Annotated in this window: 11 protein-coding genes; 5 read left to right on the forward strand and 6 right to left on the reverse strand. The window is 47.0% G+C overall.

Annotated elements, in window-relative coordinates; genetic code table 11:
- Positions 1-63 precede the first annotated feature (63 nt).
- Positions 64-612 (forward strand): class I SAM-dependent methyltransferase, encoded by a 549-nt coding sequence (locus BMZ72_RS06320; RefSeq protein ID WP_177222693.1) that lies wholly within the window; start codon positions 64-66, stop codon positions 610-612.
- Between the two features lie 109 nt (positions 613-721).
- On the opposite strand, the gene BMZ72_RS06325 is transcribed toward BMZ72_RS06320, so the two are convergent.
- A complete protein-coding gene (locus tag BMZ72_RS06325; RefSeq protein ID WP_089806326.1) occupies positions 722-2,380 on the reverse strand; it encodes a lectin in 1,659 nt (552 codons plus the stop codon).
- 238 nt (positions 2,381-2,618) lie between these two features.
- Here BMZ72_RS06325 and BMZ72_RS06330 point away from each other — a divergent pair, with 238 nt between their 5' ends.
- From BMZ72_RS06330 to BMZ72_RS06340, 3 genes are all read left to right on the forward strand, one after another.
- Positions 2,619-3,296 (forward strand): flavin reductase family protein, encoded by a 678-nt coding sequence (locus BMZ72_RS06330; RefSeq protein WP_089806328.1) that lies wholly within the window; start codon positions 2,619-2,621, stop codon positions 3,294-3,296.
- 84 nt (positions 3,297-3,380) lie between these two features.
- Entirely contained in the window at positions 3,381-4,856 is a 1,476-nt protein-coding gene (locus BMZ72_RS06335) for a PhoX family protein (protein ID WP_089806330.1), read from the forward strand.
- A 74-nt stretch (positions 4,857-4,930) separates the two neighbouring features.
- Complete coding sequence (locus BMZ72_RS06340; RefSeq protein WP_089806332.1) at positions 4,931-6,727, forward strand: cytochrome-c peroxidase; 1,797 nt, start codon at positions 4,931-4,933, stop codon at positions 6,725-6,727.
- A gap of 272 nt (positions 6,728-6,999) precedes the next feature.
- On the opposite strand, the gene BMZ72_RS06345 is transcribed toward BMZ72_RS06340, so the two are convergent.
- Positions 7,000-7,647, reverse strand: coding sequence for a response regulator (locus BMZ72_RS06345; protein WP_089806334.1), 648 nt, complete (start codon positions 7,645-7,647; stop codon positions 7,000-7,002).
- Between the two features lie 31 nt (positions 7,648-7,678).
- Positions 7,679-10,732: a sensor histidine kinase gene (locus BMZ72_RS06350; protein WP_089806336.1), complete on the reverse strand. Its 3,054-nt coding sequence runs from the start codon at positions 10,730-10,732 to the stop codon at positions 7,679-7,681.
- Between the two features lie 213 nt (positions 10,733-10,945).
- On the opposite strand from BMZ72_RS06350, the gene BMZ72_RS06355 reads away from it, so the two are divergent.
- The gene (locus tag BMZ72_RS06355; RefSeq protein WP_089806338.1) at positions 10,946-11,449 is read left to right on the forward strand and encodes a 2'-5' RNA ligase family protein; all 504 of its coding nucleotides are present in this window, start codon (positions 10,946-10,948) and stop codon (positions 11,447-11,449) included.
- 169 nt (positions 11,450-11,618) lie between these two features.
- On the opposite strand, the gene BMZ72_RS06360 is transcribed toward BMZ72_RS06355, so the two are convergent.
- From BMZ72_RS06360 to BMZ72_RS06370, 3 genes are read right to left on the reverse strand one after another with little or no spacing between them, the layout of a single operon-like run.
- Positions 11,619-12,488, reverse strand: coding sequence for a glycerophosphodiester phosphodiesterase family protein (locus tag BMZ72_RS06360; protein WP_089806340.1), 870 nt, complete (start codon positions 12,486-12,488; stop codon positions 11,619-11,621).
- Positions 12,489-12,514: 26 nt separating this feature from the next.
- Entirely contained in the window at positions 12,515-14,050 is a 1,536-nt protein-coding gene (locus tag BMZ72_RS06365) for a RagB/SusD family nutrient uptake outer membrane protein (protein ID WP_089806342.1), read from the reverse strand.
- A gap of 19 nt (positions 14,051-14,069) precedes the next feature.
- Positions 14,070-17,402 carry a TonB-dependent receptor gene (locus BMZ72_RS06370; protein WP_089806344.1) on the reverse strand — a complete coding sequence of 1,111 codons (3,333 nt, stop codon included), beginning with the start codon at positions 17,400-17,402 and terminating at the stop codon, positions 14,070-14,072.
- Positions 17,403-17,514 lie beyond the last annotated feature (112 nt).

Genomic DNA, 17,514 nt, shown 5'->3' on the forward strand with positions numbered 1-17,514 from the left:
GGACTGGTCTGAGGGAGAGATTTTGAGATGGAATACGTTACCTTTACCGATTTACGATTGGCTATGGATAACAGAATGTTGTGGAATGAACGATATACCAAAGGATTAGCTGCGCTGGAAATACCAGACCCGTTTTTTGTGAAAATGTATGAAGAGCATATCAGTCAGGTGTTTCCCAATGGAGGGACTGCCTTAGACCTCGCGGCAGGTACAGGCAGGCATACCTTATACCTTGCAGCGGCCAACTGGCAGGTGAGTGCAGTGGATATTTCAGATGTGGCGATGGAAAGACTGGCGGAGAAAGCTAACGGAGGGCTGGTACAAACGACCTGTGCAGACCTGGCGGAGTACACTTTTCCAGTTGCTGCTTTTGACCTGATCGTATTGTATTATCACTTTGACCGGGCACTGTTTGGCGCTGTAAGTGCTGCGCTAAAACCCGGTGGTTTACTCATTAGTAAACAGGCTGTTGGAAAGCCGGCAAGTCCCCACGCCTTACAGGAATATGAGTTACTGCAGCTAACGGAAGGACTGGAGCAGATCAGCTATGCGGAAAGACCGGTAAAGGAAAGGGGAGTAGCGGAGTATCTGGGTCGCAAACCTTTTAAATAAAGCGGTACATCAACAATAAACGGCCATCGGGAGCATCGCTTAAATAACTACACATGCCCAACAGGATAACAGGAGGATGTATCAAAAGTATGATACACCCTCCTGTTTATTACTGATTGATTCTGAACTTCTCTGAAGAGCCAATGGTAGTCTTCGTACAGGTCATACGGGCCAGACCGTCTTCTGCTGACAGATAAGCGCCGTTGTTACCCCTGAAAGAAATAGTACCATCACTGTTGCTGATCCATTCAAACTGTTCCCAGAGACCGATCGATACGCGGTTACAGTTCACCGCCTGTGTACCATTCTCAGAGCACACATAATTACCCTGATTACGCAGTGCGATCCTGCCACCACCTGCATCAACCACGGTAAATTGTTCCCATGACTGTGCCACGGTACGGTTACAGATCATTGGCTGTGTATTGCCTTCACTGCATACATACAGGTTATTAAAGCCTTTGATGGTCACCGTCTGACCAATAGGAATGACAGTGCCACCGGGAATGGTCGGTGTCGGACGTACAGCCGTCAGGGCGATCTGTCCTTTCAGCATACGACCACCATCACCGGTGAGACGCAGGTAGTAATCCGAGGAACAGGCAGTACCATCTTCATCCAATGTACGGAAAGCGGAACCTGCCGGTATCTGGCTGCTATTCTCGGCAGTCTTGGCGATCTGGTTACCCTCATTATACTCATCAAACATAGAGATGTAAATACCCTGACATCCCAGTCTGATCATATTGTAAAACTGACGCCACATAAAATCTCCATGTGCGCGTTGTCTTTCCTGCAAGTCGCCGGGCAGTACGCATGGCTGATAATCAATACCATTTGCATTACAATATGCCTGGTCAGGCGTATTGACATTGGTATAGAAATTATCCGCATCATTGACATTACCAATACGTCCCACCATCCATGGAGAGATCATATTCAGCGCCTTGTAGGTGTTCAGGAATCCTGGTCTGGAATCGCTGGTTTCATTCCGCCAATGCGTAGGAATACCGCCGATCACATAACAACCCTGGCTCTTGAACCAGTTGATCACCTCCAGACAAACAGCTGCTGACCAGGGGTGATTGTCGTCATTAAAACCGAAACCCCAGATACATACCACCGGCTTACCATTCTGATAAGCATAGGCAGTAGAGGATGTATAAGCGGACATTTTGTTGGTCCAGTCAGTCTTGATCTCAGACTGCATGTTGGTCCAGCCGCTTACATCATACATAATGTAAAACTTACGGCCATAGGCTTCTGCGGCTGTTTTCACCTTGGCGGTGATGGCATCCCTTACCGGACCTTCCTGTCCATTCGGGTTGAAGCGCTGTAATGCGGCAACGTCGATGTTGTGCTGCTGCATCCACAGGAAGTGGGTATTTACCGTCTGGTCAGAGAAGGAAGAGAACAGCTTTGCAGGTTGTCCGTTGTTCAGCGCAGGCCATGCGGTTGTGTAAGTGTTGCTGTAATCCCTTACATCAGGCCAGGATTTGATGCCGTTGTTGGTGGCAGAGGGTGACTGACCCCAGTTCTGCGTCCAGTGCCACCAGGCATTGATAGGAGAGCCATCTCCTGTACAGGCAAACCATCCCTGGTAGCCGACGGTGATTTTCCCGACCACATCTCCTACAGGAGATGCCTGGGCGTTTGCCAACATGTTTTTTGTGCCGGAGAGTGTGTCAGCCTCAGTGAGGCTTTTTTTGGTACAACTGATAGCAAAGAGGAGACTGATCGCTACGAGTACACGATTGCTGATTTTCATAGTATGTGTGTTTTGTTCGGAATTTACCGGTAATGGATCTGGAGAATGAGGGTTTAAAATCAGTAAATAAAAAGTATATGGTTACAACGTGAACGATGGAATTATAGGATGCGTTACTTTAACGGCAACACGTTCGGGAATATTGCAGGCAGGTATAAGATAATTTATGATATCGCAAGAACCGGGTTGCATGCGACTACTGGTCGCTCTACCTTCGATTTGTCAAAATTAGTTTATTATGCATCTCCGTTCTGAACCTTCCATTCTTTACTTTGGTACACCGGTTGTTCTGATCAGTACCTGCAACGAAGATGGCTCTTATAATCTCGCGCCCATGTCCTCTGTCTTCTGGCTGGGATGGCGTTGTATGCTGGGCTTGTCCGCTTTGTCCAAAACTACAGAGAACATCCTCCGGACGGGAGAATGTGTACTCAATCTGCCCTCAGTGGAACAGGTAGCGGCAGTCAACCGCCTGGCCCGTACTACCGGCAGCGATCCGGTACCCGCTGGTAAATTGCAAAAGGGATACAGATACGAACCGAATAAGTTTGCTACTGCCGGTCTGACGCCTCTGACAGCAGACACGGTATCGGCTCCCAGGGTATCAGAGTGCCCGGTACACCTGGAGGCAGTATTAGAAGGCACCTACGCACTGGCACAGCAGAGTGAGGCGCAAAGGGGTAAAATACTTACGCTGGAAATGCGTATTACCAGGGTGCACCTGGAGGAAAATATACTCATGCAGGGACAGGAAAATAAGGTAGATCCGGATAAATGGCGGCCGCTGATCATGAGCTTCCAGGAGTTTTACGGACTGGGAGAGAAAGTACACGCCTCCACGCTGGCGGAGATTCCGGAATCGCTTTATCGTACACCTGACATAGCAGCTGGTCATTCAGGAATTAGGAATTCCTGATTTTTTCTTCACATTCATTTAATAGCGTTTTAACATTACAGCAACATGGGCATTTGATATTGCGAGTCTCAAATCTATCAACCCATGAAGCTTAATTCTCTGATGACCCGTATCAGTCCGCTGGTGGCAGCGGCACTGATAGCCAGCTGTAGCAGCGACAAAAACGAAAACATCAAAACGCCTGAAACAGGATCAGGCATTGAGGCACACTCTAACACACCTTCCCTGGTAAAATCACTCTCCGGCTTTAACAACCTGAAAATTTATCCGCTGATCAGCAGTGATGATACCCTGTCAGGTTCACCGGCTTTCAGATACGGTGCGCAACCTGATGGCGCCGGTATGATGAAAGATCCTAACGGAGATGGTTACATCATGATCAACAACCATGAGATCCTCTTTTCCGTATCACGCGTATACCTGGATAAGTTCCTGAAGCCGGTAAAGGGCGAATACATCGTAGACGCTGAAGGTGGTAACATGCGTCTTTGTTCTGCTACACTGACCAGTTTCGCTGAACATGGCTTTGGTCCGATGTTCCTTACAGCGGGTGAAACGGATGGAGAATCGATGATCCACGCGATCGATCCACTGGGTTCTGCAGACCTGAAAAAGTCCAACCGCACCAAACCTGCTTTAGGTAAATGCTCAGCTGAAAATGCTGTGCCTTTATCAAAAAATGCCTTCCCTGGTAAGACTGCTATCTTCATTGGCGAAGATGAAAGCACCCGTCAGGGCCTGGGTCAGGTGAACCTGTACCTGTCCGACAGCATAGGCAACCTGAGCAACGGTACACTCTATATGCTGCGTCGTGTCGACCAGAACATCGTTGAAACTGACATGGAAGTAGGCAGGTCCTATGATGTGGAATTCGTAGCCTATGAGAACGTAGCTGCCAGCACCGGTGCTGAACTTGCAGCGCAGACGGTAGCTAAAAAAGCGATCCAGTTTGCCCGTGTGGAAGACCTGGATTATGGTAAAGGTTCTGTTGAGAACAACCGTAAACTGTACTTCACAGCTACCGGTGTAAGCCAGGCTGACAAGAAAACACCTGTTGCCGGTCTGACCATGTGGGGCCGCGTATACCAGCTGGTACTGGATGCTGCTAATCCGCTGAAAGGTAAGCTGACCCCATTACTGGATGGTAATGTTGATCCGGGTAACAGCGTAGTGAATCCTGATAACCTTTGTGTAACCGAGAATTTCGTATACATCCAGGAAGATGGCGATTCTTACTATGTAAATAATAAACATGACGGCCGTATCTGGCAGTACAATATCGCGACCAAATTACTGAGACCTATGCTGGAAATGGATCAGCGCCGTAACGATGCTGCATTCAACACCAAATACAACCCGGCTAATGAAACCCGTCTGGGTTCATGGGAATATGGTGCTATGTATGATATTTCTGACCTGGTTGGTAAGCCAAATACCTTCGTGGTAAATATTCACCCGCACACCTGGACTGACAATAAATTTGCCAATGCAGATGGTAGTGGACTGACAACCAACAAAGAAGGTGGTCAGACAGTGATCATCACCGGTATCGAAAAATAATAACGTTGTTTTACTATCCTAAAGCATACAGTTTCCCTTCGTAAGGAGGGAAACTGTATGCCATTATATCGCGTATGAAATTCAGCAGATATCTGGCCGCCGGCGTAGTGATCATCAGTACCTGGTTAGCCTGCACCAATACGACGCCGTCCACTACAGCAAACGATTCTCAGGAGCTGGACAGCCATGTTCACCAATGGCTCACCCGGCGTCTGGACTCAATGGAAGCAGGCGCTACCCGTTTCCAGTCGCTTGCACTCAGATCTGCATCGGAAGAAGAATTGCGTATTGCCTTTAAAGATTGCAGACGGCTGTTCAAGCAACTGGAATGGTTCAGTGTTTATTATGCACCGGCTACCTCCCGCCAGTTAAACGGACCACCTCTGCCGGAAATAGAAGTAGAAGAGAATAAGATGAGTGATCCTGCAGGGCTGCAGGTCATGGAGGAGCTGTTATTCCCCTATGATACAAGCGCATCAGCTGCGCTGTTGAAGGAAGCAAAAGGGCTGCTATCCAGTCTGATTCCCCTTAGACATACCATTGAAAATACCCGCTTTGATACTGCCCATATCTTTGATGCCTGTAAAATGGAAGTATTCCGCGTAGAAGCTTTAGGTATCAGTGGTTTTGATACGCCTTTATGTGGATGGGGGATACCTGAAACAGGTGTAGCACTGTCTGCCGTAAAGGAAATGATGGCCCTGATAGCAGCGCCGGATAGTCTGCTGAAACGACTGGATCAGGTGATCGCTATTACGGAGCAACCAACGTCTGCCGGTGAATTTGACTACGCACATTTCATGTCACAACAGTTAAATCCACTGTCGGCCGCTATGACGGACTGGTTTTACAGCGCCGGTTTACAACCTATCGCATATCCCCAGGCATTGAAGAATACAGCACGTACAATGTTTGATAGCAGCGCCTTCAATACCGCTTTTTTCGTACACAATGCAGATGCGGTCCCTACACCGGAAAAGGTCGCCCTGGGCAAAATGCTGTTCTATGAAAACAGACTGGCTGGTAACGGTCAGCGAAGCTGTAGCAGCTGTCACATGCCGGAAAAGGCATTGACGGATGGAATTGCTAAAAACAGCTCTCTTGACGGCAGTGCCACCGTACTGCGCAATACCCCGACCTTATTATATGCCGGCTTACAGCAGGCACAATTCTATGATATGCGTTCCCCTACATTGGAGAACCAGATACTGGACGTGCTCCATAACGAAGCAGAGATGCAGTCCTCTCCGGAGAAAGTAGCCACCTGGCTGAATCGGGAGTATGCCTTAAAATCGCAATTTAAAGCCGCTTTTCCGGACATTCAGGATTCGATACCACCAAGACACGTCACGAGGGCGATCGCTGCCTATATCCGTGAATTACACCCTTTCCGCTCAAACCTGGACAGCTATATGAGAGGAGATAGCAATGCCCTGACGGGTCAGCAGAAAAGAGGTTTGAATCTCTTCATGGGAAAAGCGCGTTGTGCCACCTGTCATTTTATGCCGCTTTTCAATGGTACAGCCGCGCCATCATTTGCTACCACTGAGTCGGAAGTACTCGGTGTACTGGCAAGGCCGGGTGTGCCAAAACTTGACCCTGATATGGGCAGGTATACGCATACACAACTGGAAGGACTGCAATATGCCTTTAAGACGCCTACTATCCGAAATATCGCTAAAACGGCTCCTTATATGCACAATGGCGCTTATAAGACCCTGGACGAGGTAATGGAATTCTATAACAGCGGAGGTGCTGCCGGTTACGGTATTGATCTGCCGGGGCAGACGCTGTCTGCAGATCCTTTGCATTTATCCGAAGAAGAAAAGAAAAGCATCATTGCTTTTATGGAGTCCCTGACGGATCACTAAAAGACCGGATACCAGATAAGGTAAAAAAAAAGAGCCCTGAGAACAGGGCTACACCAGATAAATTAACGTAAACAGATCATTTAGTTTTTTGTCTCCTGTCGGAGTATATCTTTCAATTGGCGCTATCTGGTGCCATTTAAGGATACCGACGCTCCAATTTTTAATGGTTCTTTTGTAATTTCCTGCCAAAGGTAGCCTATCTGCGCATGTCAGAAAATCACCTAAATCGGGGAGACAGGCGACCGCTCATGGCACATCCCGGCAGAAAGTACTCATACGATACGTTGATTAATGGCCAGCGCAACCGCCTCTGTCAGGGAGGCTACATGCAGCTTTTCATAGATCTTTTTCACATGACTGCGTACCGTTTCATAGCTGATATTCAGGTCGCTGGCGATCATCTTGTAACTCTGTCCGTTGACAATGCAGGTCAGCACTTCCTTCTCCCTGGCCGTCAGATTATAGCTATCATTGTTCGGCTCCGGCTTCTGTACTGCACTTTTCTGTAAAAGATTGAGTACACGGCGGGCAATAGAAGGGCTCATCGGAGAACCACCTGTTTGCAGTTCCTGGATCGCGTCAATCAGTCGTGTGTTCAGGTGATTCTTCAGGATATATCCCGAAGCCCCGGCACAGATGGAGTCAAATACCCTGTCGTCATCCTCAAATACCGTCTGAATGAGGATCTGTACATGCGGCACTTCTTTTTTAAGCTGTTTGATGGCCTCAATACCACTGATCTCCGGCATTTCAATATCCATCAGTACAATGTCAGCACTACAGTTCAGTACATCGTTCACACAATTCCGGGCGTCGCTGAACACGCCTGCCACCTCAATGGAAGGCGCCGTATCCAGTAACAGCCTGATGCTGTTGCGAATGTTTTTGTTGTCGTCAAAAATGGCAACGCGTATACTCATGTTTCGTTTTTTTGTTGTTACCCGGGTGAAATCAGGTAACCGGAAAGCTTAATTTTAAATATGTCCCTTTTAATGGTTCACTTTCTATACCCAGGTCAGCGTTCATTTCGCTGGCCCGGTGCCGGATATTGCTAAGACCATTACCAGACAGTGTCAGCACATCCGGGCCGCGTACCGCATCATGATCAAATCCTATACCGTCATCTTCAATATCCAGCTCCAGCATGTTTTTATGGTAGCTGATATTGACTTTGATAAAGCTGCAGGCTGCATGTTTCAACGCATTGTTAACGGCTTCCTTGAATATCAGGTAGAAGTTCTTCCGCTGGTTCATCGCCAGGTTCAGGGCTTCTATTTTCTGATCGCAGCTGAAGATGAACTGGATCTTCCTGGCCGTGCACAGCGGCTTTGCATAAGATTCCATGCGTTTTACAATACTGCTGACATGGTCATTTTTCGGATTGATCGCCCACACGATATCCGACATTTCCGAGATCATTTCATTGGCCGTATGACCGATGGTATTCAGCAGCTCTTTCAGTTGTTCTGTCTTTTGCTGATCGTTATAGATCTTAGCTACCTCGCTATAGACGGATATACCACTCAATGTAGAACCAACACTGTCATGTAAATCCTGCGCAATGCCGTTCCTTATAGCATGCCTTTTCAGCAGTTCATTGATCCGGTAACGGTACAACAGATAAATAGCCGCCGCTATGACCAGTGTACATAACAGGTAAAACCACCAGCGGGTCCAGAAAGGAGGGATAATGGTGATATGTAGTGTCGTCACCCTGCTGCCGAATACGCCTTTCCAGTTGCTCGCTTTGACAAGGAAGGTATAATCGCCTCCTTTCAGATTGGAGTAATAGGCAAAATTGCGTTTACCGACATTGTTCCAGGTCTTGTCTACACCCGCCAGCATATAACAATACTGTATATTATCTCCGCTGAATTCCGGTGCAGAGAACTCTATGGAAAAATAGTTCTGTTTATAGTCCAGTTCAATGGTCTGTTTTTGCAGCAGACCGCTGTAAGAGTTGTTGAAGATCTTAAAATCGGTCAGGTATACAGCTGGTTCGACATTGATCAGCGAGATCATTTCAGGCTGAAAACTGAGGTAATAGTTCGTACCACCCACATAAATATTCCCGCTATCATCCTTGTACATGTAGCCATTCACCCCTCCATCCTTTTTTAGTACCGGAGGGTCATAACAGCTGTAGATCTTTGCGGCCGGGTCGTATTTGTGTATATGTCCGTTGCACACCATCCACACATTACCATCCTTGTCTGTTTGCAGTCCTTCAGTCAGATTACTCGATTCAGGGATATGCTGCACCTGCTGCGTATGTATGTCCAGATAATTCAGTCCGCCGCCATAAGTACTTACCCATATATGCCCGCCCTGTCCTTCCAGTACATCATATACATCTTCATTGCTGGTACCTGTAAGGTATTTCACCTGCTGACCGTCCTTCTGAGGCCAGTCTCCCAGCCCATGCCGGGTCGTGGCCAGCCAGATATTACCATTGATACCTTTGTACATTTTACGGATCAGGTTATCCCTGATATTATACTTTTTTAATATCGCATGAACGGAGTCACTACGTGTCACCCAACGCTGATCTGTAAAATCATAATAACTCAGATAATGTCCATATGGCGATACAATAAGTACAGGATGTGTACCCATGGTGTCTTTAACAATAGACACGATCCTGGAGGAGAGCAGCTTTTTCATTACCGGATCACTTTCTGTATTGGGAAGCGTAGAAAGTGTCTTTTTCAGTGTATCATATACAAATAGCGTGTAATCAGTGCCGATATAAAAAGAGCCATTGCTATCCTGGAAGAACTTGGTCACACTCAGGGGTTGTCCTTTCCAGCTTAATTGCCTGTGTTCAAATGACTGCTTACCGGGAGCTTTGATAAAGATCCCGTCATTGGTACCTATCCACAATCTGCCGCCGGCATCTTTGTAGAAATCATAGATGCTGATGTCCTTACCCGTTCGCGGAAGAAAGACCTGTTTAAAAGGGTAGTAGAGGGGATTATGATAGCTGATACCATTATTCGTCGCCACCCATATGATATTATTCCTGTCGATATAGACGTCATTGATATGGTCATTGACGATCGAACCATCTGCAAAAGGCTGATGCCGGTAATGGGAGAAATGATGCTGTACGGGGTCATAGACGATCAGACCGGAATCCCGCCCACCCATCCAGATACAATGATTCCTGTCTTCTGCAAAGGCATTGACCTCGTCATTCGGGAAGGAGTTTTTACCAGGTATATAAGGGAAGCTTTCTTCTGTTTTCCGGACGTGGTCATAATGATACAGGACCTTGTCCCAGGCGCCATACCACATATCGTTATTGTGGTCGCGGAATAACGCTGTAACGGATACGTGTGACAGTTTCGCATACAGATCGTCATAGCGTCTGTCGTCCGAGTACTTCAGCGTACGCGCATTGATCTTTAGCAATCCACCGCCTGCCCGGCCCACCCATACACTGTCCTTTGCATCCATGCTCAGTGACAGAATGGCTGTAGTGCCGGTTTTCACCGGATGTGAAAACTCGCCTGTCTTTTTATTAAATCTTCTGGTACGATAGTTACCGGTACCCACCCACAAATAACCGTGTTGATCATCCACGATCGCATTCACATGATTCTCTGGAATACTTTTCTCACTGCCGTCTGTATAACGGTATTGTCTGAATTGTTTATCCGGGGACTGGCTATAGTCGTATGCACTTAAACCACCATCCTCTGTTGCAATCCAGATAATGCCATTCTCGTCTTCAAGCAGGTCGCTGATGATATTACCCGATATGCAGGTCGTATCTCCGGGAGTCTTTCTGAATACGGTAAAATACTTACCGTCGTATCTATTCAGTCCATCCTCTGTGCCAAACCATATAAATCCCCTTTTGTCCTGCAGGATGCAGTTAACTTTATTGTGGGAAAGCCCGTTTTCAGTCCTTAGCGTATTGAAATAAGGCGTCTCTTGTTGTGCGCTAATGGTTTGGGTTAACATGATGATCGTTACCAGTAATAGGTAAGCTTTTCTCATGATAGGTTCTTTCTCTGCTGATTTTGTTGCATCCTCAAAATTAAGCGTTTAATAATATTAAATTGTAACCTGCTGTTCATTTTTTAAGCCGTCTACGTTAATTTGTTATGCGTGTTATAACATACGCTTTCCTATAATCTTTATCAGTAACGGATTTCATCGCATCTTTGTTACACAGAATCGTTTAATATTGAGTAGAATTTAATATAGAAAATGAGTAGTATCCTCATCGTTACAATAGAGATGGAAGAAGTGTATCAACGACATTTTAGTGATCTGCGCAGGAAATACTTCCCTGCGCATGCCAATTACCTGGACGCACATATTACATTATTCCATCACTTACCGGCAGGTGAAAGTGCAATTACAGCAGCGCTGGAGAAGGCGGCACAAAGAGCGCCTATGACATTGAAAGTAGCAGGGATTGTACATTTTGGGAATGGAGTGGCTTACAGACTGGAATCGGATGAGTTACAATCATTACATGCGGGCCTGCAACAGGCGTTTGAGCCATGGTTGATCAGACAGGATAAACAAACGTTAAGACCACATATTACAGTACAGAATAAAGTGACGAATTTTAAAGCACAACAACTACACGAAGTTTTGTCGCAGGACTTTATCCCTGTTGAGATACAAACAACGGGTTTGAAGACATGGCGTTATTTGCACGGGCCCTGGAAGGCTGAAAAAATGTTCCCGTTTATAACACCATAATACTACTTAATGTAGTATATTGCTATTCCTCTTTGCTATCTCCTGAGGATAGTCAGACTATACTTATCTTCTCTTAGTGCTCCCTTTTTAACGTAGCATTAACGTAAGATAAGCATAGTCCAACTACAAGATTACCCTCCTGATGGTCTGCAACTCCATCATTCATTAACTATTTATGTAATCCTTTTTTTCTCAGATAAGCCAGTAGCTTCTCAGGGTAGTTTGTCTGAATAGCGTTAGCGTATTTTGCATCCTTGCGTAACTGATCAAAACCACTGTTCGCTTCCTTTTCTTCCAGATCATCATACTTGCCCAGGGCATTGGTCCAGATCCTGGAACCATTACTGGTGATCTTTTGCATCAAACTATCGGAATAGAAAGAATCATCTATGTGAATAGCAGGGAATTTGCCCTGTTTTTCACCCACCTGCCATATCTCCTGAATCTCTGCCACATTGTGCGCACGCGGCATAATGGGGATAGCAGAATTCCAGTCATGCAGCAATGGCGCATAACGATGATCATACAAAAAGAAGAGTACCTGAGACTCCATATGGTTCGCGACGATCAGCTCAATAGCCTGTTGTGCGGGTTCTTTTCTGCCTTCTTTAAAGTCTACGTCTACCATGATCTTACCCTTTGTCAGTTTCAGCAGCGCGTCGAATGTCGGGATCTTTTCAGTAGTCGGCTGACCATTATACAGTAATGGGAACTGCTGTAATTCTTCATAGGTAAAATCTCGTACTTTACCCGGATGACCTGTTACACGTTTGATATCCGCATCATGCATTATTACGAGGATATTGTCTTTTGTCTCCCTGACATCTATTTCCGCAATGTCAATACCCTGAGCGATCGCCTCTTTTACTGCGGCCAGTGAATTCTCCGGATATTTGCTATGCGCCGCACGGTGTGCAGTCACCATAATATGCTCGGGATGATGATAAAATTCATCCAGGATAGCGTCTACCGGTTGGGATTGTTGTGCCTGAGCGGATACTGTGCCTGCCAGTAACATCAGCAAAAGATACTGCTTCATATATTTCGTCTGTTTTTAATGTTTTACTAATAACCTGTGTTCTGTCTGAAATCGTTGGTGGACAAGTCTATCTGTTCCTGCGGAATAGGGCGTAATACATGATAGGCTTTGATATTAGCGGCATTCGGATTGTATTTGGCCGCTCTCTCCAGTAACTTACCAGTACGCGTCAGTTCCATCCAGCGGTCTTCTTCACCACCCAGTTCACGGGCACGTTCGTCCAGTATGGCATCAATATCCAGTTGCGCGGGACTAAGCTGCGTAAGGGTCGTACCTGCTTTAGCAGCCCTGTCTCTTACCTTGTTCAGCCATTTTACGCCCTCTGTATTGTTTTGTTGCATCATCAGAGCCTCTGCTGCGATCAGATAAGTTTCGGAGAGCCGGTATACAAAGAAGTCGCGGAAACCGGAAAGGTCCTGTACGCTGGAACGGGTGGCATCATCATGCTTTTTAATGCCCCAATGCATGTTATCAGTATTCGGTGCGATCGTGGAGGTCACACCCGGACTGATCGTCCATACAACGGTATCTCCGATCTTTTTCCCGGCCGGTAACGTGGCGGTGTTGTTATAGATCCAGGTATAGCGGAATGTGACGTCAAAGCGGCTGTCATTAGCTTCAAACAAATTCCTGAAGAAAGGAGTAGGGCGGAAGCGGGTATAAGGACGGCCACCTTGTGTCAGGTCACGCTGTAAACCGGCAAACTGGTCATAAGCGGGCGTAAAGAACGCATGTCCGGAGTTGCCCGGACCATTGTACAATGCATTGTTGAGATATTGTACGGCGAAAACGATCTCATTATTTACCTGGTTGCTGTAATCAAACACCGCTGCATACATGGATTGTAATTTATTAGGGCCATTATTGATCAGTTCCAGGGCAGCATCAGAGGCACCTTTATAATCCTTCAGCAACAGATCTATTTTCGCCAACTGATGTAAGGCAGCTCCTTTGGTGACACGGCCATATTCATTGGTCGTCCAGCCCAGGTTGTCAACTGCAAATTTTGTATCCTCCTGCATCTTCCGCCAGATCGTATCTCTGTTGACCCTGCCGGCGTCTGTTACCACACCTTTGGTCTCATGTTCTGAATACACCACATCGCCAAACTGTAAGGTCAGCCAGTAGTAGTAATGCGCCCTCAGGAAGCGTACTTCTGCCTTGTACCGGTTTTTAAGCGTCGCATCCATATCCACCGCATCTATCTTGTCCAGCACCGTATTCGCAGTATTGATCCCGATATAGCAACCATTCCAGATACGGCTCAGATAGCTGTTATTCGGATTGAAAGCAGTGGAATAATCGTCCATGAATTTATAGCTGCCATCCTTTCCGTGCTGAAAGAGGTCAGTACCCATTTCCGTAACGGTAAATCCCTGCTCAGAACCATATAACTGGCGGAGGGAACTGTATACTCCGCTCACGCCGTTATTGATACCAGCGGCATTACTGAAAATTGCTTCCGGGAAAGGTTTATAGAGTTGTTTTTCGTCCAGGCTACAGGAGCTGAAACCGAGTACGCCCGTCAGCAGCACAAAGAGTGTTTTGTATGTATTTCTCATTTTCTGATCGGTTTAATGATTAAAAGGATGCATTCAGTCCGATGGCATACATTTTCACCGCAGGATACATCGCACGGGTACCATCTGATTCAAACTCCGGATCCTGTCCTTTGTAGGAAGTGAATGTGAACGGATTTTCAGCGCTGAGACTCAGGCGCAGATTCTTTAATCCTGCGCCACGCAGCATCCTGGCTGGCAGTGTAAATGACAGGGACAGGTTTTTGATACGTACAAAGCTGGCATCGCGGTATTGGAGCGTATTACCCATGAATACACTTTCCTGGTTCTTGTCAGGACGCGGGTTTTCATTGGTCGGATTTTCCGGTGTCCAGTAGTCTACATCCAGGTTATTGTAACGTCCTGCAAGACGGTTGTTGTTATTGTAAAACTGGGAGATGGTCAGGTAATGCTGTCTGGTGTTGATTACCGTTGTCAGCTCCAGTCCCTTGTAAGAAAAACGGTTGGTAATACCACCGGTCCAGGAAGGCGTTCTTGAACCCAGGATCGTACGGTCTTTATCATCCAGTACCTTGTCATTGTTGATATCCTGCAGTTTGATCATACCTGGTTTATAGCCATAGGTAGCAGCCTGGTCTTTCTCATTGGTCTGCCAGATACCGATCTTTTTATAGCTATAGATAGAGGTGATCGCTTCTCCGATAAACCAGCCATTACCGATATCATCTCTGCCGTCGCCATAAAGCCGGATGATGTTATTCCTGTTGGTAGCGAAGTTGAAATCTGTTCTCCACTGGAAACCGCTTCTGGTTCTGATATTGACAGTTGAAAGGGTTATTTCCCATCCTTTATTGCGCGTAGCGCCAATGTTCTGTAACACTTTTGTATAACCGGTGCTACCAGGGATACCACGTGTCAGCAACAGGTTAGCTGTATTGGCGATATAATGTTCTACCGCACCGGAGATCCTGTCTTTAAAGAGGCTAAAATCAACACCTGCGTTGAATTCTCTGGTAGTTTCCCATTTCAGGTCCGGATTGGAAATAGTAGAAGGAATAAAGCCACTGGCGCCGGTATTGCCAAAACCATAAGGATTAGGCGCGAGTATGCTGAAAGTACCATAAGGCGGAATACCGTTGTTCCCGGTCTTACCATAACTCAGACGCAGTTTTAACGCGGAAACAGGGGTTACACGCTGCATGAAAGGCTCGGCATCTATTCGCCACGCTAAAGCGGCGGATGGGAAGGATTCCCACTTATGACCTGCAGCAAATACGGATGATCCATCTTTACGGGCGGTGAGTGTCAGCAGGTAACGGCCTTTGAAATCGTAGTTAATACGCCCCATGTAAGACAACAGCAGGCTTCTCTGGTAATCACTGGTGATCCCTAACACCTGTCCGGCAGAAGACAGGTTATGATAACTCTGTGTTTCATAAGGCAACTGATTGGCGGTCGTACTGGTGCTGCTCAGTTCCTGTTGCTGAGAGCTTTGTAAGAGCGTCACATTCAGGTGATGATCTTTCCCGAACATACGGTCATATTTCAGGATATTCTCGATGGTAACAGAGGTTAATTCACGGTCGGATACACTGGCAGCTGGCGTACCACCCTGGTTGGTGGTCGTCTGACTACCGGCAAATGCGCCGTTACGGTCGTTCTCTATCTCCGGACCAACATTCAGCCGGTAACTCAGGCCTTTGGTGATATCCCATTCCCCGTAAAGACTGCTGAAAATGCGGGTTTTATAGGTCTGATCGGTATAGTTCTTTATATCCATTAATGGGTTCACGCGCTGTCCTTCGTCGTTATTGGGACGGAACAGCAGATTACCCAGACTGTCATATGCAACACCGAGCGGGTTATTACGCAGCATATTGTCAAAGACGTCATTGCTGACCGTATTTTCGGCGGAACGTGTCAGGAAGGAATAAACCCCGAAACGCAGGCTTTTGCTGACCTGGTGGTCCAGGTTGATACGCAGGGAGCCACGGGAATAATCCGCCTTCTCTACCACGCCGTTTTCCCTGTAATAGTTGAAGGATACGGCGAACTGTGTGCGCTCTTTGCCACCCGTTACCGATACCTGGTGATTCTGTTTGGAACCGGCCTGGTAGACGAGATCCTGCCAGTCGGTAGAGCGACCTGTAGCAAGTGATTTCAGTGCGATATCGTCAAACAGGGTAGCATCCGCAGGATAGGCGTTATTCGGGTCATTCGTCCTGGCAGCTTCTCTTCTCAGTTGTGCAAACTGCTGACCATCCATCACATCCAGTTTACGCGTGATACGGGTAGTACCGTAATAGGCGTCATAAGACACGTTGGTCTGCCCCGCAGTACCTCGCTTTGTCGTGATCAGGATCACCCCGTTTGCCGCTCTGGAACCATAGATAGCGGTAGAGGAAGCATCTTTAAGTACTTCAATACTGGCGATATCATTCGGATTGATCTCATTCAGATTGACATTCGGGCTATTGATCGGGTCAGTACTGGCCAGGGGAATACCATCCAGTACGATCAGGGGAGAGTTGCCCGCGTAAATAGAACGCTGACCACGTAATACGATACTGGCACCTGCACCCGGCTCATTACCACTATTGGCGATATCAAGACCCGCGACCTTACCTTTTAACGCCTCTATGGGGCTGGAAACCGGCTGTTCTGCGATATCTTTTGCCTTCACAGAAGCTACGGCTCCGGTAACGTCACTTTTCTTCTGTGCACCATATCCGACTACGACCATTTCGTTCAGTCCGCGGATATCCGTTGTCAGTGTCACCTTCATTTCTTTTTCCACGGACAGTTCCCTCGATTTGTATCCTGACATGGAAAACACCAGTGTTTCATCATCGTTTACGGTCACAAAGAAGTTGCCGTTCCCATCGCTGATAGCGCCTTTATTACTTCCTTTGATGAGAATAGTTACACCCGGCAATGGAACGCCATTTTCGTCGGTGATCTTCCCTTTTACCTTCTCCTCGTTGCCACTGATATCATTGGCTGTCTGCGGACGTTTAGCCCCGGCTTTTTCCATGATGATCACCTTCCCGTTACGGATGTTATAGGTCAGGGGCAGATTGCGCAGCAGCGTGGAAATTACGTCTGCTACCGACTGGTGTTTTGCATCTACGCTGACAGCCGTGTACGGAGAAAGCAGTTTCTCGTTGTAGATAAACAGGTAGCCACTTTTCTTTTGTACGATGGCCAGTGCTTCTTTCAATGATTTTCTTTCGATGGTACAGTCGATCGTCTCCTTTAAAACAGGATCAGATGTTGTTTGCTGGTGGCCCGCAGCTGATAGTTGTGCGGCCAGCAATACGGGAATGATCAGGCAATAGCCTGCCTTTGCACGCCGCTGAATAAGCGACATGACGTTGCTGGTACAAATTTTCATACCTTTGCGCTGGTTTTAATTTTGATTAAATCATAATGAATCCAGCCGGGAAGATCAATATGTGATTGCAGTTACTGATTGATGTTTCCCGGTCCTGACCGGTAGCGACCCA

Source organism: Chitinophaga sp. YR627 (assembly GCF_900114995.1).
Lineage (GTDB): Bacteria > Bacteroidota > Bacteroidia > Chitinophagales > Chitinophagaceae > Chitinophaga.

Excerpts from the sequence above, each read along its gene's own strand:
- BMZ72_RS06320 (WP_177222693.1), top strand. The coding sequence starts at position 64 with ATGGATAACAGAATGTTGTGGAATGAACGATATACCAAAGGATTAGCT.
- BMZ72_RS06325 (WP_089806326.1), bottom strand. The coding sequence starts at position 2,380 with ATGAAAATCAGCAATCGTGTACTCGTAGCGATCAGTCTCCTCTTTGCT.
- BMZ72_RS06330 (WP_089806328.1), top strand. The coding sequence starts at position 2,619 with ATGCATCTCCGTTCTGAACCTTCCATTCTTTACTTTGGTACACCGGTT.
- BMZ72_RS06335 (WP_089806330.1), top strand. The coding sequence starts at position 3,381 with ATGAAGCTTAATTCTCTGATGACCCGTATCAGTCCGCTGGTGGCAGCG.
- BMZ72_RS06340 (WP_089806332.1), top strand. The coding sequence starts at position 4,931 with ATGAAATTCAGCAGATATCTGGCCGCCGGCGTAGTGATCATCAGTACC.
- BMZ72_RS06345 (WP_089806334.1), bottom strand. The coding sequence starts at position 7,647 with ATGAGTATACGCGTTGCCATTTTTGACGACAACAAAAACATTCGCAAC.
- BMZ72_RS06350 (WP_089806336.1), bottom strand. The coding sequence starts at position 10,732 with ATGAGAAAAGCTTACCTATTACTGGTAACGATCATCATGTTAACCCAA.
- BMZ72_RS06355 (WP_089806338.1), top strand. The coding sequence starts at position 10,946 with ATGAGTAGTATCCTCATCGTTACAATAGAGATGGAAGAAGTGTATCAA.
- BMZ72_RS06360 (WP_089806340.1), bottom strand. The coding sequence starts at position 12,488 with ATGAAGCAGTATCTTTTGCTGATGTTACTGGCAGGCACAGTATCCGCT.
- BMZ72_RS06365 (WP_089806342.1), bottom strand. The coding sequence starts at position 14,050 with ATGAGAAATACATACAAAACACTCTTTGTGCTGCTGACGGGCGTACTC.
- BMZ72_RS06370 (WP_089806344.1), bottom strand. The coding sequence starts at position 17,402 with ATGAAAATTTGTACCAGCAACGTCATGTCGCTTATTCAGCGGCGTGCA.